At 57.4% G+C, this 26,353-nt stretch carries 27 protein-coding genes; 10 read left to right on the top strand and 17 right to left on the bottom strand.

What is annotated here, in order from left to right:
- Positions 1-99: 99 nt before the first annotated feature.
- Together rpsU and ACR0EK_RS06875 are read left to right on the top strand one after the other, a co-directional pair.
- On the top strand, positions 100-306 hold the full coding sequence (gene rpsU, locus ACR0EK_RS06880; protein ID WP_005614280.1) for a 30S ribosomal protein S21: 207 nt from the start codon (positions 100-102) through the stop codon (positions 304-306).
- Between the two features lie 297 nt (positions 307-603).
- Positions 604-1,734, top strand: a complete 1,131-nt coding sequence (locus ACR0EK_RS06875; RefSeq protein WP_480967695.1) for a CAP domain-containing protein — start codon at positions 604-606, stop codon at positions 1,732-1,734.
- Between the two features lie 48 nt (positions 1,735-1,782).
- Here the strand turns inward: ACR0EK_RS06875 and ppk2 are convergent, their stop codons facing one another.
- Positions 1,783-2,721, bottom strand: a complete 939-nt coding sequence (gene ppk2, locus ACR0EK_RS06870; RefSeq protein ID WP_267365547.1) for a polyphosphate kinase 2 — start codon at positions 2,719-2,721, stop codon at positions 1,783-1,785.
- Between the two features lie 252 nt (positions 2,722-2,973).
- Between ppk2 and ACR0EK_RS06865 the strand changes: the two genes are divergently transcribed.
- On the top strand, positions 2,974-3,813 hold the full coding sequence (locus ACR0EK_RS06865) for a CPBP family intramembrane glutamic endopeptidase (protein ID WP_480967694.1): 840 nt from the start codon (positions 2,974-2,976) through the stop codon (positions 3,811-3,813).
- A gap of 3 nt (positions 3,814-3,816) precedes the next feature.
- Here the strand turns inward: ACR0EK_RS06865 and ACR0EK_RS06860 are convergent, their stop codons facing one another.
- Positions 3,817-4,275: an Lrp/AsnC family transcriptional regulator gene (locus ACR0EK_RS06860; protein WP_209506641.1), complete on the bottom strand. Its 459-nt coding sequence runs from the start codon at positions 4,273-4,275 to the stop codon at positions 3,817-3,819.
- 135 nt (positions 4,276-4,410) lie between these two features.
- Between ACR0EK_RS06860 and ald the strand changes: the two genes are divergently transcribed.
- Entirely contained in the window at positions 4,411-5,529 is a 1,119-nt protein-coding gene (ald, locus tag ACR0EK_RS06855; RefSeq protein WP_267366958.1) for an alanine dehydrogenase, read from the top strand.
- 161 nt (positions 5,530-5,690) lie between these two features.
- Here the strand turns inward: ald and ACR0EK_RS06850 are convergent, their stop codons facing one another.
- Both ACR0EK_RS06850 and mscL read right to left on the bottom strand, forming a co-directional pair.
- Positions 5,691-6,479, bottom strand: coding sequence for a mechanosensitive ion channel family protein (locus tag ACR0EK_RS06850; protein ID WP_480899374.1), 789 nt, complete (start codon positions 6,477-6,479; stop codon positions 5,691-5,693).
- Positions 6,480-6,609: 130 nt separating this feature from the next.
- Complete coding sequence (mscL, locus tag ACR0EK_RS06845; RefSeq protein WP_480899194.1) at positions 6,610-7,038, bottom strand: large conductance mechanosensitive channel protein MscL; 429 nt, start codon at positions 7,036-7,038, stop codon at positions 6,610-6,612.
- Positions 7,039-7,180: 142 nt separating this feature from the next.
- On the opposite strand from mscL, the gene ACR0EK_RS06840 reads away from it, so the two are divergent.
- Positions 7,181-7,879, top strand: a complete 699-nt coding sequence (locus tag ACR0EK_RS06840; RefSeq protein ID WP_480483025.1) for a glutathione S-transferase family protein — start codon at positions 7,181-7,183, stop codon at positions 7,877-7,879.
- 47 nt (positions 7,880-7,926) lie between these two features.
- On the opposite strand, the gene ACR0EK_RS06835 is transcribed toward ACR0EK_RS06840, so the two are convergent.
- Together ACR0EK_RS06835 and ACR0EK_RS06830 are read right to left on the bottom strand one after the other, a co-directional pair.
- The gene (locus ACR0EK_RS06835; protein ID WP_480899192.1) at positions 7,927-8,376 is read right to left on the bottom strand and encodes a YtoQ family protein; all 450 of its coding nucleotides are present in this window, start codon (positions 8,374-8,376) and stop codon (positions 7,927-7,929) included.
- Between the two features lie 74 nt (positions 8,377-8,450).
- Entirely contained in the window at positions 8,451-9,083 is a 633-nt protein-coding gene (locus tag ACR0EK_RS06830; RefSeq protein ID WP_480967693.1) for a methyltransferase domain-containing protein, read from the bottom strand.
- An 86-nt stretch (positions 9,084-9,169) separates the two neighbouring features.
- Between ACR0EK_RS06830 and ACR0EK_RS06825 the strand changes: the two genes are divergently transcribed.
- Entirely contained in the window at positions 9,170-10,054 is an 885-nt protein-coding gene (locus ACR0EK_RS06825) for a LysR family transcriptional regulator (RefSeq protein ID WP_480899190.1), read from the top strand.
- A gap of 41 nt (positions 10,055-10,095) precedes the next feature.
- Here the strand turns inward: ACR0EK_RS06825 and pheT are convergent, their stop codons facing one another.
- From pheT to ACR0EK_RS06790, 7 genes are all read right to left on the bottom strand, one after another.
- Positions 10,096-12,492, bottom strand: coding sequence for a phenylalanine--tRNA ligase subunit beta (gene pheT, locus ACR0EK_RS06820; RefSeq protein WP_480899188.1), 2,397 nt, complete (start codon positions 12,490-12,492; stop codon positions 10,096-10,098).
- Between the two features lie 78 nt (positions 12,493-12,570).
- On the bottom strand, positions 12,571-13,377 hold the full coding sequence (locus tag ACR0EK_RS06815; RefSeq protein WP_480899187.1) for a CE1 family esterase: 807 nt from the start codon (positions 13,375-13,377) through the stop codon (positions 12,571-12,573).
- A 485-nt stretch (positions 13,378-13,862) separates the two neighbouring features.
- Entirely contained in the window at positions 13,863-14,936 is a 1,074-nt protein-coding gene (pheS, locus tag ACR0EK_RS06810; protein ID WP_480483013.1) for a phenylalanine--tRNA ligase subunit alpha, read from the bottom strand.
- Positions 14,937-15,007: 71 nt separating this feature from the next.
- Positions 15,008-16,378 (bottom strand): glutamate--cysteine ligase, encoded by a 1,371-nt coding sequence (locus ACR0EK_RS06805; RefSeq protein ID WP_480483011.1) that lies wholly within the window; start codon positions 16,376-16,378, stop codon positions 15,008-15,010.
- A gap of 66 nt (positions 16,379-16,444) precedes the next feature.
- The gene (locus ACR0EK_RS06800; RefSeq protein WP_480486560.1) at positions 16,445-16,972 is read right to left on the bottom strand and encodes a hypothetical protein; all 528 of its coding nucleotides are present in this window, start codon (positions 16,970-16,972) and stop codon (positions 16,445-16,447) included.
- Complete coding sequence (locus ACR0EK_RS06795) at positions 16,969-17,814, bottom strand: GNAT family N-acetyltransferase (protein ID WP_480967692.1); 846 nt, start codon at positions 17,812-17,814, stop codon at positions 16,969-16,971. Before ACR0EK_RS06795 ends, ACR0EK_RS06800 begins: the two co-directional genes overlap by 4 nt.
- Positions 17,811-18,536 (bottom strand): 16S rRNA (uracil(1498)-N(3))-methyltransferase, encoded by a 726-nt coding sequence (locus ACR0EK_RS06790; protein WP_480483005.1) that lies wholly within the window; start codon positions 18,534-18,536, stop codon positions 17,811-17,813. Before ACR0EK_RS06790 ends, ACR0EK_RS06795 begins: the two co-directional genes overlap by 4 nt.
- Before the next feature lie 11 nt (positions 18,537-18,547).
- On the opposite strand from ACR0EK_RS06790, the gene ubiA reads away from it, so the two are divergent.
- From ubiA to ACR0EK_RS06775, 3 genes are all read left to right on the top strand, one after another.
- Positions 18,548-19,510, top strand: a complete 963-nt coding sequence (gene ubiA, locus ACR0EK_RS06785; RefSeq protein WP_480483003.1) for a 4-hydroxybenzoate octaprenyltransferase — start codon at positions 18,548-18,550, stop codon at positions 19,508-19,510.
- Between the two features lie 64 nt (positions 19,511-19,574).
- Positions 19,575-21,494: an OmpA family protein gene (locus tag ACR0EK_RS06780; RefSeq protein WP_480967691.1), complete on the top strand. Its 1,920-nt coding sequence runs from the start codon at positions 19,575-19,577 to the stop codon at positions 21,492-21,494.
- 1 nt (position 21,495) lies between these two features.
- Positions 21,496-21,816 carry a hypothetical protein gene (locus ACR0EK_RS06775; protein ID WP_267365430.1) on the top strand — a complete coding sequence of 107 codons (321 nt, stop codon included), beginning with the start codon at positions 21,496-21,498 and terminating at the stop codon, positions 21,814-21,816.
- 55 nt (positions 21,817-21,871) lie between these two features.
- Here ACR0EK_RS06775 and ACR0EK_RS06770 read toward each other — a convergent pair whose 3' ends face one another.
- From ACR0EK_RS06770 to pgsA, 3 genes are read right to left on the bottom strand one after another with little or no spacing between them, the layout of a single operon-like run.
- Complete coding sequence (locus tag ACR0EK_RS06770) at positions 21,872-22,315, bottom strand: molybdenum cofactor biosynthesis protein MoaE (RefSeq protein WP_480494390.1); 444 nt, start codon at positions 22,313-22,315, stop codon at positions 21,872-21,874.
- A gap of 3 nt (positions 22,316-22,318) precedes the next feature.
- Positions 22,319-22,564, bottom strand: coding sequence for a molybdopterin converting factor subunit 1 (gene moaD, locus ACR0EK_RS06765; RefSeq protein ID WP_209506660.1), 246 nt, complete (start codon positions 22,562-22,564; stop codon positions 22,319-22,321).
- A gap of 3 nt (positions 22,565-22,567) precedes the next feature.
- A complete protein-coding gene (gene pgsA, locus ACR0EK_RS06760) occupies positions 22,568-23,236 on the bottom strand; it encodes a CDP-diacylglycerol--glycerol-3-phosphate 3-phosphatidyltransferase (protein ID WP_480773378.1) in 669 nt (222 codons plus the stop codon).
- A gap of 174 nt (positions 23,237-23,410) precedes the next feature.
- On the opposite strand from pgsA, the gene ACR0EK_RS06755 reads away from it, so the two are divergent.
- Positions 23,411-24,295, top strand: a complete 885-nt coding sequence (locus ACR0EK_RS06755; protein WP_480899181.1) for a DMT family transporter — start codon at positions 23,411-23,413, stop codon at positions 24,293-24,295.
- Here ACR0EK_RS06755 and uvrC read toward each other — a convergent pair.
- The gene (gene uvrC / locus ACR0EK_RS06750; RefSeq protein WP_480967690.1) at positions 24,292-26,154 is read right to left on the bottom strand and encodes an excinuclease ABC subunit UvrC; all 1,863 of its coding nucleotides are present in this window, start codon (positions 26,152-26,154) and stop codon (positions 24,292-24,294) included. The two genes, ACR0EK_RS06755 and uvrC, sit on opposite strands and share 4 nt — an antisense overlap.
- Positions 26,155-26,353 lie beyond the last annotated feature (199 nt).

Here is a 26,353-nt window from a genome sequence, read left to right as displayed (position 1 = left end):
GTTGTCAGGCCCAGTACTAGACAAGTTAGGGCGGCTTTGCTATACGGCCAACTCCTGCAATTTCCTTGCAACTCTATCTAGAAAGGTGGTGACAACCACATGCAGGTTAGTGTTCGCGACAATAACGTCGATCAGGCGCTTCGTGCCCTGAAGAAAAAGCTGCAGCGCGAAGGCGTGTTCCGTGAAATGAAGCTCAAGCAACATTTCGAGAAACCGTCCGAGAAAAAAGCGCGCGAGAAAGCTGAAGCGATTCGCCGTGCCCGTAAACTGGCGCGCAAGAAAGCCCAGCGCGAAGGTCTGCTTTAAGATCTTTGATTTCGTCCAGCTTTGGATGACACTATTTGACGACCCCCGAGGCATGGCCCGGGGGTTTGTCGTTTCAGGGCTCGGATACAATCCGCCGACTCGTGGTTCAGGTTGTGCGGCAAGCTGCCAATTCCGTACAGGCAGTGTTTTGCCCGGCGCTTTGCAGCGCAGCGAATCTCGTCTCGGTAGCATCGCGCCGCCAAAACTCGCCTGATATGCACCGCCCTCTATCGCCCCCGACATCCCCGCCTCTAAGTGAGCCCGTCCGCAAGGACACAAACACAAACGGAGGCAAATATGTCGACTGCAAGTACATACGAACGCGAGATGCTGGCGCTGATAAACCAGGAGCGCACATCCCGCGGGCTCAACCCGCTGCAGCTTGAAACGCAGCTGAACGACTCGTCCGAAGATCACAGCACCTGGATGTTGAATACAGACACCTTCAGCCACACCGGTTCAGGCGGTTCCAGCGCAACCCAGCGGATGCAAAACGCGGGGTTCGATCTTGAAGGAAGCTGGCGCACCGGGGAAAACATCGCATGGCAGTCCGAACGCGGCGCGCCGGGTATCAGCGACGATGTCGCCCAGTTGCATCAAAACCTGATGAACAGTCCGGGTCACCGCGCCAATATCCTGAACCCGGATTTCAAGTATATCGGGATCGGGATCGAAACCGGTGACATGCAAGGCTTCGATGCCGTGATGGTCACGCAAAACTTTGCCGCAACCGACGCGGCTGTCATGCTGGACAACGGCAATACAAACGCCCCGCCCGTTCCTCCGACAACACCGGACGAGGTTGCTGAGCCCGAGGAACCAGAAACCGAAACCCCGGATACTGACGTCACCGAGACCGAAGAGCCTGGGACCGAGACCCCCGGAACCGAGGAACCAACACCCGAAACACCGGACACCGATGTCACAGAGACGGAAGAGCCGGACCCAGAAACGCCCGATACCGACGTCACTGAGACCGAAGACCCGGAACCTGAAACCCCCGGCACTGAGGACCCAACACCCGAGACACCGGACACTGACGTAACCGAAACTGAAGAACCGGAACCTGAAGCGCCGGATACTGACGTCACCGAAACCGAAGACCCGCAACCTGAAACGCCCGATACCGAAGTCGTCGATGATAGTGAGCCGGAAGCCTTCTGCTTCGATGTTCAGGCCTTCCTGGATGAAATCGCCAGCTTCCTTGAAAACCTGCAAGCTCAGTTTGACGAGTTTGACTGGCGCGACGACATGAATGGCGGCACTGATGTGGCAGGCAATAATGACGACGTCGATATCATGCCAGCCATAGATACCACTCCGGAGACCGAGGTTGAGCCTGTCGACACCCAAACAGCCGAAGACGATGGCTGCGATGTCTTCATGATCAATATCTTCACCCACGACTGCATGATGGATGCAGCCTGATCACGTGAAATTGTGCGAGGTCGGCCCTGCCGGCCTCGCATGCGTTGCTCAGTAAATCTTTGGGACGTAAAGCTCGTCTGGCAATACCCGCCGCTCGTATTCAGGATTGTACCGCCGGTCAGGCAAATTGACCTTTTCCTGTGGCACGTCTTCGTAGGGGATTCTTGTCAACAGATGCTCGATACAATTCAGACGTTCGCGTTTCTTGTCATTGCCCTCAACGATATACCACGGTGCTTCTGGTATGTTGGTTCGAAACAACATGTCTTCCTTGGCCTTCGTGTACGCCTCCCAGCGAATGCGGGATTCAAGATCCATCGGTGACAGTTTCCACTGTTTCATCGGATCGTGAATACGCATGAGGAACCGCAGTTGTTGCTCTTCATCCGTGATCGAGAACCAGTATTTCAGCAGAATGATCCCTGACCGCACCAGCATCCGTTCAAATTCGGGAACGTCCTGAAAGAACTGTTCAACCTGATCCTCGGACGCAAAGCCCATCACTCGCTCAACCCCCGCCCTGTTGTACCACGAGCGGTCGAACAAGACGATTTCACCCGCAGCAGGCAGATGCGGCACGTAGCGTTGAAAATACCATTGGCTTTGCTCGCGGCGACTGGGGGCTGGCAGAGCGACCACACGGGCGACACGGGGGTTCAGGCGCTGCGTGATCCGTTTGATCACGCCCCCCTTGCCCGCACTATCACGGCCTTCAAACAGGATACAAACCTTGGCGCCAGTGTGCTGAACCCAATCCTGCACCTTGATCAACTCGGCCTGCAACCGCAGCAGGTTTCGGAAATAGACTTTGCGATCCAGCATTTCGGGGTGCTGGTCCCGATAGATTTTGCGGACTTCCATCGACAGCATAGGCTCGCTGAACTCGATTTCGAAGTCTTCATCCAGCGTGTCTTCCAATTCGGCCTCAAGCCAGTTCTTGGTGCCCCCATCGTTCTCGTAAGCCAAGATCAGCTCCTTCTCAGTCATCGGGTTCGAACCATATCGGGCCTGTGTAACCGCCTGATGTCATCAGATAAATCGAAGCCGATCCTTTGCAGCAGTCTATATCGGAAATCAGGGTCTGGACGGGTATATGGTCTTTAACCCGAATGTGTACGTCTGGCCCAAAGGATACAAGCACAAGAATTGACACAAGGCGCCAATCACACGCTTTCAGGTTGCTTGCATTGCCTTGTTTTTGTGCGGCATGACTGGGTCCACAATTCAGACGAGAACGCCGTGACGTATTTCTTTTCGACATTGCCGGTCACCTGGCCCTGGCTGATCTTGATCACGGCGCAAGTCGCGGCGATGGGGCGACGAACCGGACTTGCGTTTGCCCTGCTGATTCTGTTCGTCAGTGTCGCCTCGGTTACCGGGCTGATGTCACCGACAGCAATCGTGGCGGTGGCGCTTGGTCTGATCGTGGCCTTCTTCCTCCCACGCCGGACAGGTCTGCTGGCTATTGCGGGGCATACGCTGTTGATCCTGTGGTGCCTGGCATTGGGGGCACATCTGTTGCCAGGATTCAACAATTTGAAACTGCTGGATCAAGTGCAGGCAAGTGCCTCGAGCACAAGTTTCACACTGCACCTGAATCTGGACAAACCCATGGTCTTCTTTGCCGTTCTTTTGGCTTGGCCCGGAATGCTGAACAGCGCAATCCAGACCAGAATAAGACCTTTGCTAGCGGGCTTTCTGATTCTGCCCGGCCTGTTTCTGCTGGGTCTATCGCTGGGCGCCGTGCGCGTGGATCTCTCAGCCCCTTATTGGTGGCTGGTATTTTGCCTGTCCAACCTGTTTCTGACTTGTCTTACGGAAGAGGCGTTCTTTCGCGGCTACTTGCAGTCGGCCATTACCTTGCGCCTTGGGGCAACAGGCGGTCTGGTCGCTGCCAGCCTGCTCTTTGGATTGGCGCATATCGGCGGAGGACCCGCGCTTGTGGTATTCGCATCCCTTCTCGGGCTGGGGTGCGGGTTGGGATATTTTGCAACCGGTCGGCTTTGGGTGCCTGTTGCGATGCATTTCGGGTTCAATCTGACCCACCTGCTGCTGTTCACCTATCCCGGCCCGTTATGACGATCAGACCGGCAAGGCCGTGGTCTTGAACACGGTACGCAGCGCAAATGAACTTTGCATCTGCGCCACCCCAGGCAAGCGCGACAAGTATTGCCGGTGGATACGCGCGAAATCTTCTGTGTTTTCCGCCACGACCTTCAGAATGTAGTCTGCGGTTCCGGCCATCAGATGGCACTCCAGCACATCTGGTATTCGGGCCACCGCCTTTTCGAACACATCCAGCACCTCTTCGGCCTGGCCTTGTAGCGTGATCTCGACAAAGACGGTGGTAGGCACGTTCATTTTCCGCGCATCCAGCAGAGCCACATAGTTGCGGATATAGCCGTCAACCTCCAACCGTTGAACGCGGCGGTGGCACGCAGATGGAGACAGGTTGACCTGTTCAGACAGTTCCGAATTCGACATCCGGCCATTCTTCTGAAGTGCGGCCAGAATCTTTCGATCAGTCGTGTCTAGGCTCATTCTTGCAATTCCTTTGCGAGTTTTTTGAATAGTACGGGAAATTCTTCCAAAGAAAAGTCTACTGGCACGTTTTCTTTCACAGAAATTGCGCCACGAAATGCACATAATTTAAGCAGCTTATGAACGGAGAGCCCAATGAAAATCGGTTGCCCCAAGGAAATCAAACCTCAGGAATTCCGCGTCGGGATGACGCCCAATGCTGCTCAAGAAGCGGTCGCTCGCGGACACCAAGTCCTGATCGAGTCCGGCGCGGGCATCGGCGCAGGTTTCGACAATGACGCCTATGTCGCCGCAGGCGCGCAAATTATCGACACCGCGGAAGAGGTGTTTGCCACCGCCGACATGATCGTCAAGGTCAAGGAACCGCAGGCCGTGGAACGCAAGATGCTGCGTGAAGACCAGCTGCTGTTCACCTATCTGCACCTGGCTCCGGACCCGGATCAGACACATGACCTGCTGGAATCGGGTTGTACCGCAATTGCCTACGAAACCGTAACGGATGCCAATGGCGGCCTGCCGCTGCTGGCACCTATGTCCGAGGTCGCCGGTCGTCTGGCCCCTCAGGTCGGATCCTGGACCCTGCAGAAGGCCAATGGCGGCCGTGGGGTTCTGATGGGTGGCGTTCCAGGCGTCGGCCCGGCCAAAGTTGTTGTGATTGGCGGCGGTGTCGTCGGAACACACGCGGCCAAGATTGCCGCCGGAATGGGGGCTGATGTTACCGTTCTGGATCGGTCGCTGCCGCGCCTGCGCTACTTGGACGATGTCTTTGGTGGAACTTTCAAGAACCAGTATTCGACAGCAGGCGCGACCGCTGAACTGATCCAGGACGCCGATATGGTCATCGGTGCTGTTCTGATCCCCGGCGCAGCCGCACCGAAACTGGTGTCGCGCGCTCAACTGTCGACGATGAAACCCGGCGCAGTACTGGTGGATGTCGCCATCGACCAAGGCGGGTGCTTTGAAACGTCAAAAGCCACCACCCATGCCGATCCGATCTACGATGTCGATGGCATCATGCATTATTGCGTTGCCAACATGCCGGGCGCTGTCGCGCGCACCTCGACCATCGCACTGGGCAATGCCACGATGCCGTTCATGCTGTCGCTGGCCGACAAGGGATGGAAACAGGCATGCCAGGACGATCCGCACCTGCTGGAAGGTCTGAACGTTCATGCTGGCAAACTGACATACTATGCCGTTGGCAAGGCCCTTGGCATCGACGTCGTTTCGCCAAACGTGGTGGTCAAATCGTAAGTACCTCCACTCCTGAAGTTGCCTGTCGATGGTAATTCTCGGGGTGGCGCGGTCGGTACCGAACCGACGACTTTCACAAAAAAGGGCACCGCGTTTCTGCGCGGTGCCCTTTTTAATACGCGGAAAGGATGAATGCTCGCCCAAACAATAGGCGCCAGCTGTCACCCCTGTTTCTGAATTTCGACCGAATGCGGATACGGAATCGAAACACCTTTGGCGTCAAACGCCTCTTTCACCGCCTTCGTAAGCTCGAACTTGACGTCCCAGTAATCGGCTGCCGCACACCATAGCCGCGCAGTCAGATCGACTGAGCTGTCGCCCAGATTCGTGACCCGCACCCAGGGTTCAGGATCGCTGTGAATGCGCTGGTCGGCCTTGGCCACATCCAGAACGATCTGCATGGCGGTATCTGCGCTGTCCCCGTAATCAATTCCAAACACCAGATCGACACGACGTGTGTCGTGGGCTGAATAATTGGTTATGATCGACCCCCATGCCTGACCGTTTGGAACAATGATCTGCACGTTGTCGGGTGTCACAAGCTCGGTCGTGAACAGGCTCAGATCCATAACGGTTCCTGCCGTGCCACCGATATCCACATACTGTCCAAGCTTGTAGGGTCGGAAAACCACCAACATCACACCGGCCGCAAGATCACTCAGTGTACCCTGAAGTGCCAACCCGACAGCCAGCGACGCAGCGCCCAGAATGGCGACGATACTGGTCGCTTCTATCCCGAAGATCCCCAAAACGGCGACCAGAACTATGGCCAAAATCGCCCACTTGATCACACTGGCGGCAAAATTCCCCAATGTCGGGTCGATCTGCGGTGTTTTGTTGATCCGGCGGCGTACAACACCCGCGATCGTTCGGGCGGCGATCCAACCCAGAACAAGAACGATCAGAGCCTTCGCTGCATTCAAGGCAATGGGCAAGTATTGATTGGCCATACCAATCGCCTGCTCAGCCAAGTCGGCGGTTTGTTCCATCTCGAATTTCCTCGTGTTTTCTGTTCGTCAATTCTAATAAAACAGGCTCCGCGATTGGTGCGGAGCCCGATGTCGCAACGAAACGACAGATCTACTTCTTCAAAGCGTCCCGGATTTCCATCAGGATGTCCAGTTCGCTGGGACCTGCGGGTGCCTCTTCAACCGCTTCTTCCTTTGCTTCGGCAGCGTCTTTGACCTTGTTCACCATTTTTACCAACATGAAGACGACCCAGGCGATGATCAGGAAATTGATGATCGCCATAATAAAGGCACCATAGGCAAAGACGGATGCGCCTGCTTCACGTGCCGCTTCAAGGCTGGCACCTTCGGCCACGTCGCCTGCAAGAACGGCGTAATTGTTCGTAAAGTCGATACCCCCTGTGAACAATCCAATAAGCGGATTGATCAGATCGCCCACCAACGAGGTAACAATTGCGGTAAACGCGGCACCGATAATGATACCGACCGCCATGTCCATGACATTGCCCTTGGCAATGAATGTCTTGAATTCTTCCAGCATAGCATCCCTCTTGTTTTCTAAGACCACGCTTCTGTTCACGCATGAGCGCATAGGAATTGTGCGTTAAACGCATGAATAAGGGTATGTTTTTTAGGGGAAAGCCACCCTATTTTTCCCCAAATGGCATTTCTCAGGAGTTACCATGTCTCAACTTGCGCCTTTTTTCGTAACCGACAGATGGCCTGCAAAAGATCCCAAGGTCCTTCAACTCTACTCCTATCCTACGCCAAACGGCGTCAAAGCCTCGATCATGCTTGAGGAAACCGGCCTGCCCTATGAGGCACATCTGGTGACCCTGGCAGACTCGGATGTCAAAAGTCCCGAGTTCCTGTCGCTGAACCCGAACAACAAGATCCCGGCGATAATCGATCCCAACGGACCCGACGGTGCACCGCTGGCCCTGTTCGAAAGCGGTGCGATCCTGCTGTATCTGGCCGAGAAAACGGGCAAGTTCCTTGGCCAAACCGCAGCAGACAAGCACCGGATCACCCAATGGCTGATGTTTCAGATGGGCGGCATCGGGCCAATGTTTGGCCAGCTCGGGTTTTTCTACAAATTCGCTGGCAGCGCGATAGAAGATCCGCGCCCGCGCGAGCGTTACATCAACGAAGCCAAGCGCCTGCTGAACGTGGTGAATACGCAACTGGAAGGACAAGACTGGATCGCGGGCGAATATTCCATCGCGGATATCGCGCTTGCCCCGTGGCTGAATGCACTGGATTTCTATGGCGCGAAGGATGTGGTTGATTGGGACGGCTATTCCAATGTCGTCGCTTACGTTGATCGTTTCTTCCAACGCCCAGCGGTTCAGCGCGGCAAAGCCATACCGGCACGAGACTGATAACAGTTGAAAGAAAGGGGGCGCCAAACCGGCGCCCCTTTTATCGATCAGCCGGGCAGAGCGCCTGTCAGCACGTAACGCAGAATTTCGACCACCTGAGCGGGTTCTTCCGCCACGGCCAGTGCGGCGGCATCAACTTCTTTCAGCGCGTGCTGGTGATCCGGGCCGTGCAGAACGATGATAGACTTGCCCAGTGCTGCAGCGTAACCCGCGTCATAGGCAGCGTTCCACTGTTTGTACTTGTCACCAAACCTGACGACGACAACATCCGCATCCGCAATCCCCTTGCGTGTTCGGATCGCATTGACCATCGCTCCCTTGTGGTCGTGCCAATACTTGTTCGGCTCGGCCCCCAGAATGGCCACACCACAATCATCACTGGCCGTGTGATCGGTAACGGGGCTGTTGAAGGTCACGTCCAACCCTTGCGCTCCATCGATGATCTGTTCACGCCAGTCGGTGTGGATTTCTCCGGAAAGATAAACGTTCAGGCCCATGGCAAACTCCGATGTTGTTCCCGCCCAATTTAAGGGTCCCACACCCAAAGCCCAACGCGGATTTCGGAAAAACCTTACATTTTACGAGCCACTAGGAATCGGCGGGCGTCACGTATTGGGAAACTGTCGCTCTCGATGATGCTGAACCCGGCGCGTTCAAGGGCCGCATCAAGATCCGCCTCAGACAGGAATTGCACAAACGGAGCCTTACCAAAGAACTGCATGATCGGAAGCGCGAGACGAATAGCGTAATACTTCAGGCTCGCCGCGCTGGACGGCCGGCAAAAAGTTTTCGAAATAAACAGTCCGCCGGGTTTAAGGACCGAATGTATTTGGCTCAAAGTCAGATCCAGATCTTCGACCAGATGCAAAAGGTTGAATGCCAGCGCCGCATCAAATGAACCCTCAGGCGGTCGATTTGCATCAGCCTCGGCAAAGGTGACGTTTTCGATGCTTTGCGAAGCGGCGTTTCGACGTCCAACGGCCAACATACCGGGGGACACGTCGGTTGCAGTGATAGATCCTACATATCCGGACAGCTTCAGAGCAGTCATGCCTGTGCCGCACCCAAGTTCCAGAACATCATCGGATTTCTTCAGGTAAGACGCTGTCTGTTCCAGCGTGTGCTCGTACGAAGCCATGTCTTTGATGGGCGAGCGGGCATATTTCTCGGCCACTCCATCCCAGAATTTCGCAGTGGTGGTCATTGAGGAGTCTCCTTTCGGCGAGAATTTATTCATGCGCAGACCGAATATAAATTGCCGAAATTTGCAGGTTTACTATACATTTTTGTATGAATGAGTTTGGCGATTTTGATTGGAACCACATCCGGTCCTTTCTGGCGACGGCTGAAACCGGGTCATTTTCCGCAGCGGCACGGCAGCTACGGCAAACCCAGCCTACGCTGAGTCGTCAGATAGCGGCGCTTGAACAGGACTTGGGCGTGATGCTGTTTGAACGGGTTGGCAGAACTCTTGAGATCACTCAGGCCGGATTGGAGCTGCTGGATCATACACGCAAAATGGGGGACGCGGCCAATCGCATCGCGCTGACGGCGTCCGGACAGGCACAATCCATTGAAGGCCGGGTTCGCATCACCGCCAGTGACGTGATGTCGGCCTATGTCTTGCCCGACCTGCTGCGCGAAATCCGGGCGCAAGCCCCGCGCCTGCGGATTGACGTGATTGCCTCAAACGATATTCAGGATCTTATGCGGCGCGAGGCAGATATCGCGATCCGCCATGTCCGCCCTGATCAACCCGACCTAATCGCGAAACTGATACAGGAGGCGTCCGGGCATTTCTATGCAACCACAGAGTATCTCAACCGTGCGGGACGCCCGAAATCAAAGCAGGACCTTTCACGGCATGAGTTCATCAGCTTCGGCGACAACAATCAGATGATCGCCTATCTGAAACCGCTTGGCATTCACCTGACCAACGAGAATTTCCGGCTTGGGTCTCAGAACGGAATAGTGGCTTGGGAATACGCCAAACAAGGCTTTGGCATAGCGCCCATGTCGCAGACCGTCGGTGATGCGGCACCAGGTATGGAGCGTGTGTGCCCCGGGATGGAGGCCATCACATTTCCGATCTGGTTGACCACGCATCGCGAGTTGCACACCAGCCGCCGCATCCGGCTGGTCTATGACTTACTGACCAAGTTCCTGTCCAAATAAAACGCGCCCGAAGGCGCGCTTTCCATTGGAGCCTCAGAGCTCTAACCGCGAAGGACCCCACCCGTCGCCTTGGCAACCTTGGCAATGATCTTCTCGGCTACGGCTTCGATGTCCTTTTCCTTCAGCGTCGCCTCAGTCGGTTGCAGACGCACGGTAATGGCAAGAGACTTCTTGCCTTCGCCAAGGCTGCCGCCAATGAATTCGTCAAAGACACGCACGCCCTCAATCAGTGCCTTGTCGGCACCTGCGGCTGCGTTTACCAGCGTCAGCGCTTCGACATCGGCATCGACAACAAAGGCAAAATCACGCTCGACCGCCTGCAAGTCGCGCAGTTCCAGCGCAGCGCGGGTGGCCCCGGATTTGCGGGGCAAAGGCACTTCGTCCGGCCAGATGGTGAATGCCATTACTTGACCTTTTATGTCCATCGCCTGCAAAACGCGCGGGTGCAACTCTCCGAAGACAGCCAGTACTTTTTTCGGACCCAGACAGATTTTGCCATGACGACCCGGATGCCACCATGGATCGCCGTCGCGCAGAATCTGAACCTTTTCGGGCGCGCCAACGGCGGCCAGAACAGCCTCGACATCTGCCTTGGCGTCGAACACGTCCACTGGGCGCGCAGCACCGTGCACATCCTTGGGGCCAGAACGTCCTACCAGCAGGCCGGTGATCTGGGTTTTCTGATCACCCGGCTCGCCATTGTGAAAGACCGGACCGACCTCGAACAGGGCGACATCCGCGAATCCGCGCGCCTGATTGCGGGCGGCAGCCTGCAACAGTCCGGGCAGTAGATCGGGGCGCATATGGCTCATCTCGGATGAGATCGGGTTTTCCAGCATGGTCGTAGTATCGCCACCACCGAACAAAGCCGCCGAAGCCTGATCAATGAACGTATAACTGACGCATTCGTTATAACCCAGCGCCGCGCAGGTACGGCGCGCCATGGACTGACGGCGCTGCGCCGGGGTCATCACCGGTTTCGGTATCCCCTCGGTCACGCGCGGCAACGGCCGGCCTTGCAGCTTGGTCAAGGAAGCAATCCGCGCGACCTCTTCCACCAGATCGGCCTCGCCCAGGATATCCGGGCGCCAGCTGGGGACATGGGCCATCTCGCCTTCCAGACGAAAGCCCAGACGGGTCAGGGTCTGTCGCTGTTCGCTTTCGGGAATATCCATCCCGACCAGAGACTGCACCCTTTCCGCATTCAGCTTGTAGGCGCGCGCATGGTTCGGCGCTTTGCCGGCCTCAACCACGTTGGAGGCTTCTCCGCCGCAGATATCCAGGATCATCTGGGTCGCGTGTTCCAGCCCCTCGCGGGTGTATTCCGGGTCAACACCGCGCTCGAACCGATAGCGCGCGTCGGAATTGATCTTGAGCGCACGGCCTGTGAGCGCGATTTGCACATGATCCCAGAACGCGCTTTCGAGGAAAACGTTTACCGTTTCCTCGGTACATCCGGTTTCCTCACCGCCCATGATGCCCGCAATCGATTCCGGGCCTTTGTCATCCGAAATCACCATCATTCCGGGTTGCAGCGTGTATTCTTTTTCATCCAGCGCGACCAGCGTCTCTCCGCCTTTGGCGCGGTGCACCCGCAGGTTGCCCTGCACCTTGTCGGCGTCGAACACGTGCAACGGGCGGTTGTGATCGTAGGTCATGTAATTGGTGATATCCACCAGCGCCGAGATCGGACGCAGACCTATGGCCTTCAACTGATCCTGCAGCCATTGCGGGCTGGGGCCATTCTTCACGCCACGGATCAGACGGCCAGTGAAATGCGGCGCTCCGTCCAGCGTGTCTTCTTCGATTGACACCTTGATCGGACACTCGAAATCACCCGGAACAGGCGTATAATCACGCTGCTTCAACGTGCCAATTCCACGCGCGGCCAGATCGCGCGCAATCCCTTCAACCCCCAACGCATCCGGGCGGTTCGGAGTGATCGCGATTTCGATCATCGGATCGACTTTGGACGGGTCGTTTTCTGCAAGCCAGTCCACGAATGTATCACCCACTTCGCCCGAAGGCAGTTCGATGATGCCATCATGTTCATCCGACAGCTCCAGCTCACGCTCGGACGCCATCATGCCAAAGCTTTCGACGCCACGGATCTTGCCGACACTGATGGTCAGGTCCAGGCCAGGGATGTACATGCCCGGTTTGCAGACCACGACGGTGATCCCTTCACGCGCATTGGGCGCACCGCAGATGATCTGTAGCTCGCCCTCGTCTGTATCGACCTTGCAAACGCGCAGCTTGTCCGCGTCAGGGTGTTTCTCGGCGTGTTTCACATAGCCCAGAGTAAAACCTGCCAGCCGTTCGGCCGGGTTCACGATCTCTTCGACCTCAAGCCCGAGATCGGTCAGCACCTCGGCGATTTCATCAACCGAAGCATCAGTGTCGAGGTGGTCTTTCAGCCAGGACAGAGTGAATTTCATTGCACGGGGCCTTTTTTGGCAAACATCCAGTCGGCACAGGCAATGGCAAAGAATGCGCCGGGGTGCAAGCGCTGCGCGTCACGGATAGCTGGGGGTGCGGCCCAAAAGCTCATCCAACTGCCGCCCAATCCAGCCATGCGGGATGAAATGCCCGCCGGGATGCGTGTCCAGCGTCACCTGCCCCTGCGTGCAATCGGTCCATTCCACTCGGCTAAGGGTCAGGAACGGTTCCACACTCCAATCACCCCGCGGGGTGGCTGCATCGCAGCCGTATTTCTCACGCCACAGCGCCACCGGATACGTTGTATCGCCACCCGGACCAAACGGGAAATCCATCACCGTGTCATCTGTCCCATGGACATGCCGCACCTCTTGCGGGGCTTGCGGGCAGGTCTCGGTCTGGCGGAGTGTTCCGGCCACACCCAGCAGCGCCGCGATATCATCGCCGGTTTCGCAGACAAAGCGCCACGCCATCGCACTTCCAAAGGAATAGCCTGATACATAGATGCGGGTCGCGTCGATCGGATAGCGCCGGGCGACATCCTCAAGCACCCGGTCGGCAAAAGGCACATCATCCGAGCTTGCGGACCAGAAATCCCAGCTTTTGCCCAGACCGTTCGGGGCCACCAGCAGCACACCCCGACGTTTCGTGGCCCCGGCAATCCGTTCGTGGTTCACCACCACGGTCCCCTGCCGGGACCAGCCATGGAAATGCAGCAGCACCGGCAGAGGTGTTTCACCATCCCAGCCATCAGGTTCTAAAACGTGATACGAGCGGTCACCGAGATCACAGACAATATCGCCGTGGCATTCGGTTTTCCAGGGCCCCATGGCAAAGGCGGGCCCGGTCATCAGCAGAAGAAGGCAGAGCAATCGACAGATCATGCGCCCGACCCTAACGAGGCATTCCGCCCTGTCACTTAACATATCGGTGTGGTCCGAACGTAGGCCGGGCTTCAGCTCGGCACCCACCCATCGCACATGGCGGGCTGAAGCCCGCCCTACGTCAGGTCAAAGCATCAAGCCGCGCTTAGCAGCCAAACCAACTGCTCACCACCACTTCCAAAACCCGCAATTGCGTTTGTAAATGAGGTCCTGAGTTTTTTCTCTCTGAATTCTATCGCGCATCTGAAACACAGCAGGCCGCAAAAACTCGAAACCAGCAATTAGAATTCCGGGCAAGAACAGAAGTGCCGATGCAACAAAAGCAATCAGAACTGCAACCGGCTGGCTTTTCCAAACCCACAGCACAAAAGTTGGCGTCACAAACATCGCGAGGAACAAACACAAACACCAAAGCAGTGGATGCCTAGAAGCCTTTTGCTTCCACCAATCCTTATATGCGGTCAGCCAGTCGTCCGATGTGCTCTCTACCGCGACAAACCACCATGCAGGTTTGGCATATCCAGCGCTGCAAACCCGTAGTGGCGCAGCCAGCGCAGGTCGCTATCAAAGAACGCCCGCAAATCCGGAATGCCGTATTTCAGCATCGCCAGACGGTCGATGCCAATCCCGAACGCAAAACCCTGATAGACCTCGGGGTCGATCCCTCCAGCGGCGATCACCTTGGGGTGAACCATGCCGGAACCCAGAATCTCCATCCAGTCGTCGCCCTCGCCGATCTTCAGCTGGCCGTTATCCCACGAACAGCGGATATCGACCTCGGCCGACGGCTCGGTGAAGGGGAAGTGCGAGGCGCGGAAGCGCAGTTCGACATCATCGACCTCGAAGAATGCTTTCACGAACTCTTCCAGAACCCATTTCAGGTTCGCCATCGAGATGTCCTTGTCGATGGCCAGCCCCTCGACCTGATGGAACATCGGCGTGTGGGTCTGGTCGTAATCGGCGCGGTACACGCCGCCCGGACAGATTACGCGGATCGGTGCACCCTGTTTCTCCATCGAGCGAATCTGGACAGGCGAGGTATGGGTGCGCAGCACATGCGGCGGGCGGTCATCACCCTCGGCGCGGTGCATATAGAACGTGTCCATCTCGGCCCGTGCGGGGTGGTGACCGGGGATGTTCAGCGCGTCGAAATTGTACCAGTCGTCTTCAACACGCGGCCCTTCGGCCACCGAGAAGCCCAGTTCAGCAAAGATCGCGGTCAGTTCCTCGGTCGCCTGGCTGATCGGGTGGATTGACCCCTGACGGCGCGGGCGGGTCGGCAGGGTGACGTCCAGCCATTCGGTCCGCAGGCGCTCATCCAGTGCAACATCGGCCAGCGCGGCTTTCTTGGCGGACAGCGCCGAGTTAATCTCATCCTTCAGGGCATTCAGCGCCGGGCCTGCGACCTGACGTTCCTCGGGCGTCATCTTGCCCAGCTCGCGCATCTTCAGCGCGACCTCGCCTTTTTTGCCAACAGCCGCGACGCGGATCGCCTCAAGCGCGTTTTCGTCGCCTGCTTCGGCGATTTGGCCCAGATACTTTGCCTTAAGATCGTCCATGACGGCCCTCTGAATTTGGTCGAGAACCTGCTATCGGCCCCGCCCCGCGAATGCAAGCGGGACGGTGCGCATCAATAGCTGTATTCGGGATAAATCCGGGTCAGGTCGCCATTCCAGTCGCCATTGTAGTGTTCCAGCAACTCATCTGCCGGAACCTTGCCGGTGTCGATGCTTTCCTTCAACGCGTTCAGGAAATGCGTCTCATCCGGGACCAAACCACCAGCACCAGGGCGCGCACGGGCTTTCAGGCCCGCCTCGGAGATTGCCACAACTTCACGCGCCAGATCATGCATGTTGACGTTGCCAACCTGCGCTTGAAGCCCGTCTTTGGCCGCCGCAACACGCAGCGCCTCGCGCGTTTCAGCATCCCAGCCCTTGACCAGATCCCACGCCGCATCCAGCGCGGTTTGGTCATAGGTCAGCCCGACCCAGAAGGCGGGCAAGGCGCAAAGCCGTCGCCAAGGGCCACCATCCGCGCCGCGCATCTCCATGAACTTCTTGATCCGCGCTTCGGGAAAGGCCGTTGTCAGGTGATCGGCCCAATCCGACAGGGTCGGCGTTTCACCCGGCAATGCAGGCAACTCACCCTTGAGGAAATCTCGGAACGACATGCCCAGCGCATTAATGTACTGCCCGTCGCGGTAGACGAAATACATCGGCACATCGAGCGCGTATTGGACATAGCGTTCGAATCCAAAGCCATCCTCGAACACGAAGGGCAACATGCCCGTGCGCGCATCGTCCAGATGTCGCCAGATATGGCTGCGCCAGCTTTTCTGACCGTTCACTTTACCTTCGAAGAACGGAGAATTGGCAAACAGCGCCGTCGCTACCGGCTGCAATGCCAGCGCCACGCGCAGTTTCTGTACCATGTCGGCTTCGGACCCGAAGTCGATATTAACCTGAACGGTACACGTCCGCCGCATCATGGCGCGGCCCATGGTGCCGACTTTTTCCATATAATCGTTCATCAGCCGATACCGCCCCTTGGGCATCAGCGGCATCTGGTCATGCGTCCAGATCGGCGCCGCGCCCAGACCGATGAATCCCACACCGATCTCATCGGCGATATCCTTCACCTCGCGCAGGTGAGTGTTCACCTCATCGCAGGTTTCATGGATCGTCTCCAGAGGGGCACCCGACAGCTCCAGCGCGCCACCCGGTTCAAGGCTGACATTTGCGCCGTCCTTTTCAAGACCGATCAGATGACCGGATTCACGGACCTCTCCCCAGCCGTGGCGATCCCGCAACCCCTCCAACACGGCGACAATGGATCGCTTTCCTTCAAAAGGCAGAGGTTTCAGCGTGTCCTTGCAATAGCCGAATTTCTCATGCTCGGTGCCGATGCGCCAATCTTGCTTGGGTTTGCAACCCGATTCCAGATATTCGGCCAGTTGTTCATGGCGTTCGATCGGACCGCCGCCGGACTGAGGGATGGACATGAACCGTGCTCCGATCCTGCTGTGTCTGTTTTGAAGGTCAAGTGGTGGTCGTAAATGGCGCCAGTGTCAATGCAACGGCAGATGCGCCGGGCGCGACGGTGTACGTTCCCAGATAACGACCGGATGCTGCGATTTGCCGTTGAGTTCCGATAGCATTTGCTCGGTTTTGAGGCCCGGCAGGTTTGAGAATACGTCGAACAATGCCTCGGCTCCTTCTGCATTCACAGGAATGTGAAGCGCTGGCTGGCCCGGCTGATCCAGAACCCAATGTGCAGGGTCGGAGGTCGGGTCAAGGGCCAGACGCTCAATTTCGCGGGACGCGACGATGCCGCCATCCAAGGGGCCCAGATAAGTGATCTGACCTTCATCAATCGTCACGACACCTTGCCCCCCCACACCTGTTCTGAAGCGCGCGCGCTGTATGCCGATCACAGTCAAAGCCGCTGACACGACAATCAGAAACCAGCCTACCCAAGCCAGCAGCCCACCCGGCCCGCTGATCCAGCTCAGACCAAGGATCAGGACAAAAGCCGCAACCAGAACCTCGCGCCAACGCCAAAGCGCCAGTTTTGCCTCGGGTCGGATGAAACTCATGAGAGCACCCTTTGCGGTTCCTGCAGCAAAGCGACCTTGTACCAACCCACCTGTTGGAACCCAATCGCCTCATAGGCACGGGCGGCAGGTGTGTTGTTCGCAAACAGGATCGCGGCCGCCGCGCCCTCGGATTTTGCTTTCTGCATCAATGCGGTCGTGACCCGTCGACCCAGGCCACGATTTCTGTTTTTACGTGGAACAAAAACACCACCGACCTGAACTTGGTCGTGAACCCTGGCATTTACAGACGCCATGGCAACCGGCGCGTCGCCTTCCATCAGGACAATCGCCCTGCCTGCGGTCAATTCCGCCTCGACGCGCTCTGCCGCCAGCTCACGCGCCTCTTCGCCTGCGGCCTGTCCGGTATCCTCGATGTAATCCGCGAACCAAATGTGCAGTCTTGACCGATCCTCGGCGCGCAAATCGCGATATGGAACAGGTGCCTCAGTCAGACCTCGCAGGTCACGTCGATAAAGCGGTTCATCGTGGTTCAACCGGTACTTCGCCTGCCCCAATCCCAAAGCGCCCAACGTCAGCTCGACCTGAGGTGCATCCCCCGTCATACCCAAAACGGTTTCGCCTTCGATCATCCGCGCGAAACACTCGGCAGCTTCGGTTTCGGCGTTGGGCAATTGAACCATCAGATAGCCCTTCTTGCTGAGCCCAAAGACACCCTGAACCTGATCCTCACCCCAGATGAAGTAGCGGCTGGAATATTCATTCGCATTCAACCCCACCCCGTGGGCCGCCAAATTGCTGCGCAAAAACATTGAACTGTCAGGGTAGCGGGACAGAAACATCTCTAGCGCCGGGGCATCCGATTGAACCGCCTCGCGAATCACGACCAATCCCCCAATGCCTGCTGCCACATGGTCAACGCGGCCACCGCCGCTGTATCCGCCCGCAGAATACGCGGGCCAAGACTGACTACATGCGCATAGGGTAAAGCCGACAGCCGCGCACGCTCAGCGTTGGAAAACCCGCCTTCCGGGCCGATGAGAATGGCCCAGGGGCGCCCTTTTTCATTCGCTGCCAGCCGCAGGGCCGAGCCGACCTCGGCCTCGTTGCAGAACATCAACTGCCGACCTTCAGGCCAGGTCTTCAGCACGCGGTCCAGCCGCTGAAGGTCTGCCACTTCGGGCACGTAGGTTCCACCGCATTGTTCAGCGGCTTCGATTGCATGAGCCTGAAGCCGGTCTTGCCGGATACGGTCTGCGTTGGTGAATTCGGTCTGAACTGGCAGGATGCGAGCCGCGCCCATTTCAGCGGCTTTTTCTACAATGAAGTCGGTGCGCGCCTTTTTGATCGGCGCAAACAGGAACCACAGATCGGGGGGCAGATGCAAAGGTTTGGTCTGCCTGACACAGGTCAGAGCGCCACCGCGTTTTCCGGACTCGGCCACCTCGGCCAGCCACTCTCCATCTTTGCCGTTAAACAGCGCCACTGCTCCGCCAACCGGCAGTCGCATGACGCCAAACAGATAGTGCGCCTGATCGCGCGTCAAAGGAACCGATTGCCCCTGACCCAAGGGCTGCTCTACATACAGTCTGATTTTCGCACTCATGAGACCTACATATGCAAGGCAATGCCCCAACACCAGATGGTCAAGTCGCCGATGCCGTCACCGGCAACTGGGTCGACACATATGCCCCAGCCTTTGCCCGACCGTATCTGCGCCTCAGCCGCGCGGACCGGCCCATCGGCACATGGCTGTTGCTGCTTCCATGTTGGTGGGGGCTGGCGCTGGCCATCCTGCATGACGGTCAACCGCGTTGGGAAGATCTGTGGATTGCCCTAGGCTGCGCATTCGGAGCTTTTTTGATGCGAGGTGCCGGTTGCACGTGGAATGACATTACAGACCGGGAATTCGACGCACAGGTTGAACGCACACGCTCGCGCCCGATACCGTCGGGGCAAGTCAGTGTCCGGCAAGCTGCGGCCTGGATGATACTGCAAAGCCTTCTGGCGCTCGGCGTTCTTCTCAGCTTCAATCAGGCGGCGATTGCCATGGGTGTGTTATCTTTACTGCCGGTGACCGTTTATCCGTTTGCCAAGCGGTTTACCTGGTGGCCTCAGGTTTTTCTGGGGCTGGCCTTCAACTGGGGCGCATTACTGGCCTGGACGGCGCATAGCGGGTCGCTCGGCTGGCCTGCTGGCACGCTGTACCTGTCCGGCATCGCCTGGACCCTGTTCTATGACACGATCTATGCACATCAGGATACCGAGGACGATGAACTGGTCGGCATCAAATCCACCGCGCGCCTGTTTGGCACCGACACGGCGAAATGGCTGAAGTATTTTCTGGTTGCAACGGTATCGCTGATGGGGCTGGCCATTATTGATGCCGGGGTGCCTGACGCGTCAATTCTGGCGTTGGGGGTCGCGCTTTGCGGCCCCTGGGCCATGGGCTGGCACATGATGTGGCAATTGCGCGGGCTTGATACCGAAGACAACGCCAAGCTGCTGCTGCTGTTTCGTGCCAACCGCGATACCGGCTTTATTCCGCTGATCTTCCTTTGCGTCGCCTTGTTGCTCTGATTGCACCCGCTGAACGGGGCCTGTAAAGATCGGCGCAAACGCCTGAGGAGTGCCAAACCCAAACATGCGTCTGCCGTATTTTATCGCTGTTTCCCTGATCTTTCTTGTATCAGCTGGCCTGTCACTTCTGGCGGCCAGCTATGCTGTTACCGAGATCGAAGAATCATCGGAACTCGCTGTACGGCGCTCGCTGGACCTGAAAGGACACGATTGGGCCGAGGTCGAAGCCGATGGTTTGCGGGTGGTCCTGACCGGTACAGCGCCAGATGAAGCGACCCGCTTTAACGCGCTGACCGCTGCGGGAACCGAAGTTGATACATCCCGCGTAATCGACGAAATGGAGGTTATCGCAACTTCCGCCCTCGCAGCACCGCGCTTTTCGGTAGAAATCCTGCGAAATGACAGTGGAATTTCGGTGATAGGTCTGATCCCGGCCAGTGAGAACAGGGACAAGCTGATCCAACGGCTTGGCAATCTGGACAGATCTGTTGCCATTTCGGACCTGATGGAAACAGCAGATTACCCAAAGCCCAAAGGGTGGGATGCCGCAATATCTTACGCGTTGGAGGCCCTGACCCACCTGCCCCGCGCCAAAATTTCCGCCAGCCCGGATCTGGTCAGGATCACGGCAATTGCCAACAGTCAGCAAGAAAAACAAAAACTGGAACGCGACCTGACGCGTACGGCACCGCCCAGCCTGCGGGTTGGGCTGGCAATTTCAGCACCTCGCCCGGTCGTCACTCCATTTACTTTGCGTTACCTGATCGACGAAGAAGGCGGGCATTTTGACGCCTGCTCGGCGCAGGATGAGAAGGCACGTGACCGAATCGTGGCCGCCGCGAAAAACGCCGGGTTAACGGGGCCTTATTCCTGCACCATCGCCTTGGGCGAACCATCGCCACGCTGGCCAGAAGCAGCCGAGAAAAGCATTCAGGCGCTGTTCCGGATAGGCCAGGGTTCGGTCACCATGTCAGACGCGGACATTACCCTGATCGCAGCGGAGGGAACCGATCCTGCGTTGTTCGACCGGGTTGTGGGCGAGCTTGAAACCGAGCTGCCTGCGGTCTTCGCCTTGCACGCCGTATTGCCCGAGCCTGAGACAACGAACCCAAATGGCCCGGTCGAGTTCTCGGCCACCCGCAGCCCTGAAGGGCTGGTGCAATTGCGCGGACGGCTGGGTGATGAAACTCTGCGCGACATGGTCGACAGCTACGCGCGCGCGGCCTTTGGATCCGATCAGGTATATACTGCCACCCGCTTCGTTTCGGATCTCCCGACGGACTGGCCTGTACGTGTTCTGGCCGGTCTGGAGGCTTTGGGTCAGCTCCACAACGGCGTATTGACCGTAACACCCGATACGGTCGAACTGATCGGCCTCAGCCACGAAGAAGACGCCAAGGCCCGCATCGCAGGTCAATTGTCCGACAAGTTGGGCGAGGGGCAGGAATACACCCTGACCATCACCTATCAGCCCCCACCGGAACCCGAGGACGCCCTGCCCGACCCGGAAGTCTGCGAGGCCCAAATTGCTGAAATTCAGGCCACCAGCAAAATCGCCTTTGAGCCCGGATCGGCCACGATTGCATCAGACTCGCGCGATGTGGTGAACCAGATTGCGGATATCCTGCGCGACTGCGGTCCGATCCGTATGGAGATTCAGGGCCACACAGACAGTCAGGGCCGTGAAGAGATGAACCAACAACTCAGCCAGGCGCGGGCGCAATCCATTCTGAACGAGCTGCGCGGGCGGCGCATTCCTACCAGCAGCTACACCGCCGTGGGGTATGGGGAAACGCAACCCATCGCTGACAACGACACCGAAGAGGGTCGGGAAGAAAACCGCCGGATCGAGTTCCGTCTGATCCGCCCTGAGCCTGTTGAGGGTAGAGAAACAGGCCTTGAAGCGCTTGAGGCCGAGGCTGCGACTTCCGCAGAGGACCAAACCGACACGACCGCACCAGATGCGGATGCAGGGGACCAGTAAGTTGAACAGAACAGAATTCGTCATTGTAACTGCCATTATCCTGTTCGCCGCCTTCTGCATGGGCTGGTTTGCCAACTGGTTGGCGCACCGCCTGTCCCGAGTAAGTCAAAGCGACGTTGCCGATCTGGATCGGATGAGTCAGGAGTTGCACGAGGCCGAGGAAACCCGCGATCAGGCCATCACCTATTTGCAGCAACGTGAGGCCGAATTGACAAACCAGCTAACCCAGACAGAGGCCGAGCTGGCAGCTGCTATGGATGGCCTGCGGGCCGCGCGTCAGGAGGCCGAAGAACTGCGCGGACGGATCAACAACGCGGATTAAGTATACGACCTTGCGCCACCGCCCAAGTTTGCAAGAATAAACGGTCGCTAAATCACTACCACCGGGTCAGCGCGTCTTCGTCTTCGTCTTTGGCTGCGACCCATTCCGCACCAGAGTGGGTGATTTCCTTCTTCCAGAAAGGTGCGCGAGACTTCAGATAATCCATCAGATATTCCGCTGCCTCAAACGCATCTTTACGATGCGGCGCAGCGGTCGCCACCATCATGATCCTGTCTCCCGGGGCCAGTCGGCCATGACGATGGATCACCAGCACGTCACCCAATGACCACCGCTCCTTGGCTTCCTGGGCAATCTTGGTCAGCGCCCGTTCCGTCATACCCGGATAGTGTTCAATCTCCATCACATCCAGATCACCGCTTGCCAGGTCGCGCACAACGCCAGTGAAGGTGACAATGGCTCCGTTGGCATCATCCCCGGCGGCAAAAGCATTGGCCTCGGCGCCCAGATCGAATGCTTCCTGCTGAACAGCGATCCGCATCGCTCAACCGCCCGTCATTGGTGGAAAAAACGCCACTTCCCGAACGCCCGACAGCGAGGCGTCAAAATCCGACAACTCCTGATCCAGTGCAACGCGCAGGGCGGACAAATCGGCAAATGCCGCGGCATAGCGTTCTTCCCGCGCGCTCAACTCGGCCACCAGATCATTGACAGTGACTGCCTGCGTCTCGACTTTTTCCTTTGGCAAACCGATACGTTCGCGTACCCATGCAAAATACAGCACATCCATCCCTCAGATCTCCTTCAGATGTGGCATGGCTTTACGTAGGTAATCATAGCCGGTGATCAATGTCAGCGCCGCCGCAATCCACAGCAACCACAGCCCGATCTGGCCTGCCCAGAACATACCATGGATGTTCCAGCGCAGGTGATTCACATCTTCAACCTGGCCCGCGATAATCTGTTCTACCAGCGCGTCGTCCATGCCGAAACTCGCCATCACGGCATAGTGTTCAAAGATGCCCTGCGAGAACAGCACGGCGATGGCGATCATCTGCGCTGTTGTTTTCCACTTGGCCAGCTTTGTAACCTTCAGCGTCCCCGCCACATCGCCCAGATATTCGCGCAGGCCCGAGACAAAAACCTCGCGGAACAGGATCACGGTGGCGGGTAGCACCAGCCATGGCGTCCAGTGTTCGGTCGAATAGCCAACCAGAATCATCAGCGCGATCACCACCATTGCCTTGTCGGCAATCGGATCCAGCATCGCGCCCATCTTGGTTTCCTGTTTCCACGCACGGGCCAGATAGCCATCAAACCAATCGGTGATCGCCGCCGAAAGGAACAGGATCAAAGCGAACCAGTCCGCATAGGGCCGGGTGAAGTACAAAAACATTACGGCCAGACCGGGCGCAGCCAGCAGGCGTAGAACCGTCAGGATATTGGGCAAATTCCACTTCATGGCTTGGACCCTATATCGCCGGTTCAAGACAGAAAAGACAAACCGGTAAAAAACTACATCACTCACAACAGCTTGGTCAAAGCGCCGCAGGTCCGACGCTTTGCGCCTCGTGCACTTGGCGTTTCACGTCTTTGCAGTCAGATTGCCCGTCGACTGCAAAGTGGAACGTTCAGGATGACAGCGCATATTCAAACCGACGCCCGGTCGAACATGGTCGGCAGCCTGTGGATGGTGGCCGCAATGGCGGGCTTTGCGTTGGAGGATGCGTTGCTGAAAGCAGCATCGACCGCGCTTCCGATCTGGCAGGTTCTGGTTCTGTTCGGGACTGGCGGGTCCGTAATCTTTGCGGCACTGGCGTCGGCTCGCGGAAAACGTCTGATACACCCAGACGTTCTATCCCGCCCGATGAAAGTTCGGGTGCTGTTCGAAGTCTTTGGTCGGCTATTCTATGTGCTCGCCATTGCGTTGACGCCCTTGTCCTCGGCCACCGTGATCTTGCAAGCAACGCCTTTGGTTGTGGTCGCAGGCGCGGCATTATTCTTTGGTGAAGCGGTTGGTTGGCGGCGATGGAGCGCGATTTTTGTCGGTATGATCGGAGTCGTCATTATTCTGCAACCGACCGGGGACAGTTTTTCACTGCTGTCGATGCTGGCCGTGCTGGGTATGTTAGGGTTCGCAGGGCGTGATCTGGCCAGCCGCGCGGCCCCTGCGACCCTTGGAACCGAAGTACTGGGGTTTTATGGTTTCCTCAGCATTATCGTCGCGGGCCTTGCCTATCGGGTGTGGGAAGGCGCACCCATGACACCGGTTAGCACGCACACCAGCCTGCATCTGACGGGCGCGGTTCTGATGGGCGTCATGGCCTATGCCGCGCTCATGAACGCAATGCGCACGGGTGAAGTGTCAGCCGTGACCCCGTTCCGCTATACGCGACTGCTGTTCGGTATCGGGTTGGGTATCGCCCTGTTCGGCGAAAGCCTGGACCGTACTATGTGGGTCGGCAGCGCGCTTATTGTGGCCTCGGGCCTCTATATCCTGTGGCGGGGGCGACAGGTCTAACCCTTGTCGTGGAAGAAATCATAGACTTTCTGAGCCAACCCGGCCGAGATTCCCTCGACCGCTTTCAGGTCTGCCAGATTGGCCCGGCTTACCGCTTTGGCGCTGCCGAAGTGAGTCAGCAATGCGCGCTTGCGTGCAGCCCCGACGCCCGGAATTTCATCCAGCGGCGTGGCACCAACGGCCTTGGCGCGTTTCGCGCGATGGGTGCCAATGGCAAAACGGTGCGCCTCGTCCCTTAACCGTTGAATAAAGTACAAGACCGGATCGTTGCGTTTTAGGGCAAAGGGGCGCTGGCCGATCCGGTGAAACTCTTCCTTGCCGTGGTCACGGTCGACCCCTTTGGCAACACCGACCATCGGAATGTCTTCGACCCCGTGGGCCTGCATGATCTCGTGCACGGCGCTGACCTGTCCGGCACCGCCATCGATCAACAGCAGGTCGGGCCAAAGCCCTTTATCCCGATCCGGGTCTTCTTTTTGCAGGCGGGTGAAGCGACGGTTCAGAACCTCTTTCATCATGCCGAAATCATCACCCGGCGTCAGGTCGTCGCCGCGAATGTTGAACTTGCGATAGGCGTTTTTCATGAACCCGTCGGGCCCTGCCACGATCATACCACCCACCGCGTTAGTGCCTTGGATATGAGAGTTATCGTAGACCTCAATCCGTCCCGGTGGACTATCCAGATCAAACGCCTCTGCCACCCCGCGCAGCAACTTGGCCTGCGTGGCGCTTTCCGACATGCGCCTGGCCAGAGACTCTCGCGCATTGCGCAAGGCACCTGCAACCAGTTCCTGTTTCTCACCACGCAGCGGGACAAGGATTTCGACTTTGCGCCCGGCTTTCTCGGACAAAGCCTCCTGCATTAAATCGGCGTTTTCGATCCCGTCCGACAAGATCAACTGCCGTGGTGGTTCCTTGTTGTCGTAGAACTGGCCAAGGAAAGCCTCCATCACTTCGGCATGTGATACATCCGGGCCAACACGCGGATAAAAGTCCTTGTTGCCCCAGTTCTGGTTGGCCCGGATGAAGAATACCTGAACACAGGCTTGCCCGCTGTCCATATAAAGGCCGATCACATCCGCCTCGGTCACGCCACGAGGGTTGATGCCTTGCGCGGTCTGTACCTGCGTCAGCGCCCGGATGCGGTCGCGCAGACCGGCGGCGCGTTCGAACTCCATAGCCTCGGACGCCGCCATCATCTGTTCAGCCAGTTCCTCCTGCACCTTGGTCGAGCGCCCCGACAGGAAACGTTCTGCATCCTTGACGCTTTCACTGTAATCTTGCGCCGAAATCAAACCGACACACGGCCCGGAACACCGTTTGATCTGATAAAGCAGACAGGGCCGCGTACGGCTGTCAAACATGGAATCCGAACAGTTCCGCAGCAGGAATGCCTTTTGCAGCTGGTTCAACGTGCGGTTTACAGCACCCGCGCTGGCAAACGGCCCGAAATAGGCGCCTTTTTCCTTCTTGGCCCCGCGGTGTTTCTTGATCTGAGGAAAGTCATGATCCTTGGCGACCAGGATGTTTGGAAAGCTTTTGTCGTCCCGCAGCAGCACATTGTATTTCGGTTTAAGCTGCTTGATCAGGTTCTGCTCCAGCAGCAGCGCCTCGGTTTCGGTTCTTGTCGTCAGAAACATCATCGAAGCGGTCGAGGCAATCATCTTCTCGATCCGGCCCGAATGACCCGGCCTTGCATAGTTCGATACCCGCGCCTTCAGGTTTCGCGCTTTGCCCACGTATAAAACCCGGCTTTCGGCATCCAGCATCCTGTACACCCCCGGTGAGCTGTCCAGCGTCTTTGCGTAACGCTGAATGCAGGCATAACCGGTCGGGGACGATTCACTGTGGGTAGTCATGGGTTTCCGATATGATTCTCTTTTACTGGCTGCAATCTTGCGGGCCTCAGATCAAGAGAAAACAAATCCACGATTCCTGTGGATAAGTGTGAAGATAAGTTTTCACAGTCTTAGAATTTCCCTTGTTTCATTACCACTTCATCAACCTGCACAAAAAATAGGCACATTATCAAGCTATTGATTTTGATAGTTATTTTTT

The sequence above is a fragment of the Ruegeria sp. AE4 genome, from assembly GCF_056542185.1.
Note: the sequence above shows the minus strand (reverse complement) of the source record. Positions and strands in the feature narration are given on the sequence as shown.

What these genes read in the sequence shown, in the direction of transcription:
- rpsU (WP_005614280.1), top strand. Translation starts at nt 100, where the DNA reads ATGCAGGTTAGTGTTCGCGACAATAACGTCGATCAGGCGCTTCGTGCC.
- ACR0EK_RS06875 (WP_480967695.1), top strand. Translation starts at nt 604, where the DNA reads ATGTCGACTGCAAGTACATACGAACGCGAGATGCTGGCGCTGATAAAC.
- ppk2 (WP_267365547.1), bottom strand. Translation starts at nt 2,721, where the DNA reads ATGACTGAGAAGGAGCTGATCTTGGCTTACGAGAACGATGGGGGCACC.
- ACR0EK_RS06860 (WP_209506641.1), bottom strand. Translation starts at nt 4,275, where the DNA reads ATGAGCCTAGACACGACTGATCGAAAGATTCTGGCCGCACTTCAGAAG.
- ald (WP_267366958.1), top strand. Translation starts at nt 4,411, where the DNA reads ATGAAAATCGGTTGCCCCAAGGAAATCAAACCTCAGGAATTCCGCGTC.
- ACR0EK_RS06850 (WP_480899374.1), bottom strand. Translation starts at nt 6,479, where the DNA reads ATGGCCAATCAATACTTGCCCATTGCCTTGAATGCAGCGAAGGCTCTG.
- mscL (WP_480899194.1), bottom strand. Translation starts at nt 7,038, where the DNA reads ATGCTGGAAGAATTCAAGACATTCATTGCCAAGGGCAATGTCATGGAC.
- ACR0EK_RS06840 (WP_480483025.1), top strand. Translation starts at nt 7,181, where the DNA reads ATGTCTCAACTTGCGCCTTTTTTCGTAACCGACAGATGGCCTGCAAAA.
- ACR0EK_RS06835 (WP_480899192.1), bottom strand. Translation starts at nt 8,376, where the DNA reads ATGGGCCTGAACGTTTATCTTTCCGGAGAAATCCACACCGACTGGCGT.
- ACR0EK_RS06830 (WP_480967693.1), bottom strand. Translation starts at nt 9,083, where the DNA reads ATGACCACCACTGCGAAATTCTGGGATGGAGTGGCCGAGAAATATGCC.
- ACR0EK_RS06825 (WP_480899190.1), top strand. Translation starts at nt 9,170, where the DNA reads ATGAATGAGTTTGGCGATTTTGATTGGAACCACATCCGGTCCTTTCTG.
- pheT (WP_480899188.1), bottom strand. Translation starts at nt 12,492, where the DNA reads ATGAAATTCACTCTGTCCTGGCTGAAAGACCACCTCGACACTGATGCT.
- ACR0EK_RS06815 (WP_480899187.1), bottom strand. Translation starts at nt 13,377, where the DNA reads ATGATCTGTCGATTGCTCTGCCTTCTTCTGCTGATGACCGGGCCCGCC.
- pheS (WP_480483013.1), bottom strand. Translation starts at nt 14,936, where the DNA reads ATGGACGATCTTAAGGCAAAGTATCTGGGCCAAATCGCCGAAGCAGGC.
- ACR0EK_RS06805 (WP_480483011.1), bottom strand. Translation starts at nt 16,378, where the DNA reads ATGTCCATCCCTCAGTCCGGCGGCGGTCCGATCGAACGCCATGAACAA.
- ACR0EK_RS06800 (WP_480486560.1), bottom strand. Translation starts at nt 16,972, where the DNA reads ATGAGTTTCATCCGACCCGAGGCAAAACTGGCGCTTTGGCGTTGGCGC.
- ACR0EK_RS06790 (WP_480483005.1), bottom strand. Translation starts at nt 18,536, where the DNA reads ATGAGTGCGAAAATCAGACTGTATGTAGAGCAGCCCTTGGGTCAGGGG.
- ubiA (WP_480483003.1), top strand. Translation starts at nt 18,548, where the DNA reads ATGCAAGGCAATGCCCCAACACCAGATGGTCAAGTCGCCGATGCCGTC.
- ACR0EK_RS06780 (WP_480967691.1), top strand. Translation starts at nt 19,575, where the DNA reads ATGCGTCTGCCGTATTTTATCGCTGTTTCCCTGATCTTTCTTGTATCA.
- ACR0EK_RS06770 (WP_480494390.1), bottom strand. Translation starts at nt 22,315, where the DNA reads ATGCGGATCGCTGTTCAGCAGGAAGCATTCGATCTGGGCGCCGAGGCC.
- moaD (WP_209506660.1), bottom strand. Translation starts at nt 22,564, where the DNA reads ATGGATGTGCTGTATTTTGCATGGGTACGCGAACGTATCGGTTTGCCA.
- pgsA (WP_480773378.1), bottom strand. Translation starts at nt 23,236, where the DNA reads ATGAAGTGGAATTTGCCCAATATCCTGACGGTTCTACGCCTGCTGGCT.
- ACR0EK_RS06755 (WP_480899181.1), top strand. Translation starts at nt 23,411, where the DNA reads ATGACAGCGCATATTCAAACCGACGCCCGGTCGAACATGGTCGGCAGC.
- uvrC (WP_480967690.1), bottom strand. Translation starts at nt 26,154, where the DNA reads ATGACTACCCACAGTGAATCGTCCCCGACCGGTTATGCCTGCATTCAG.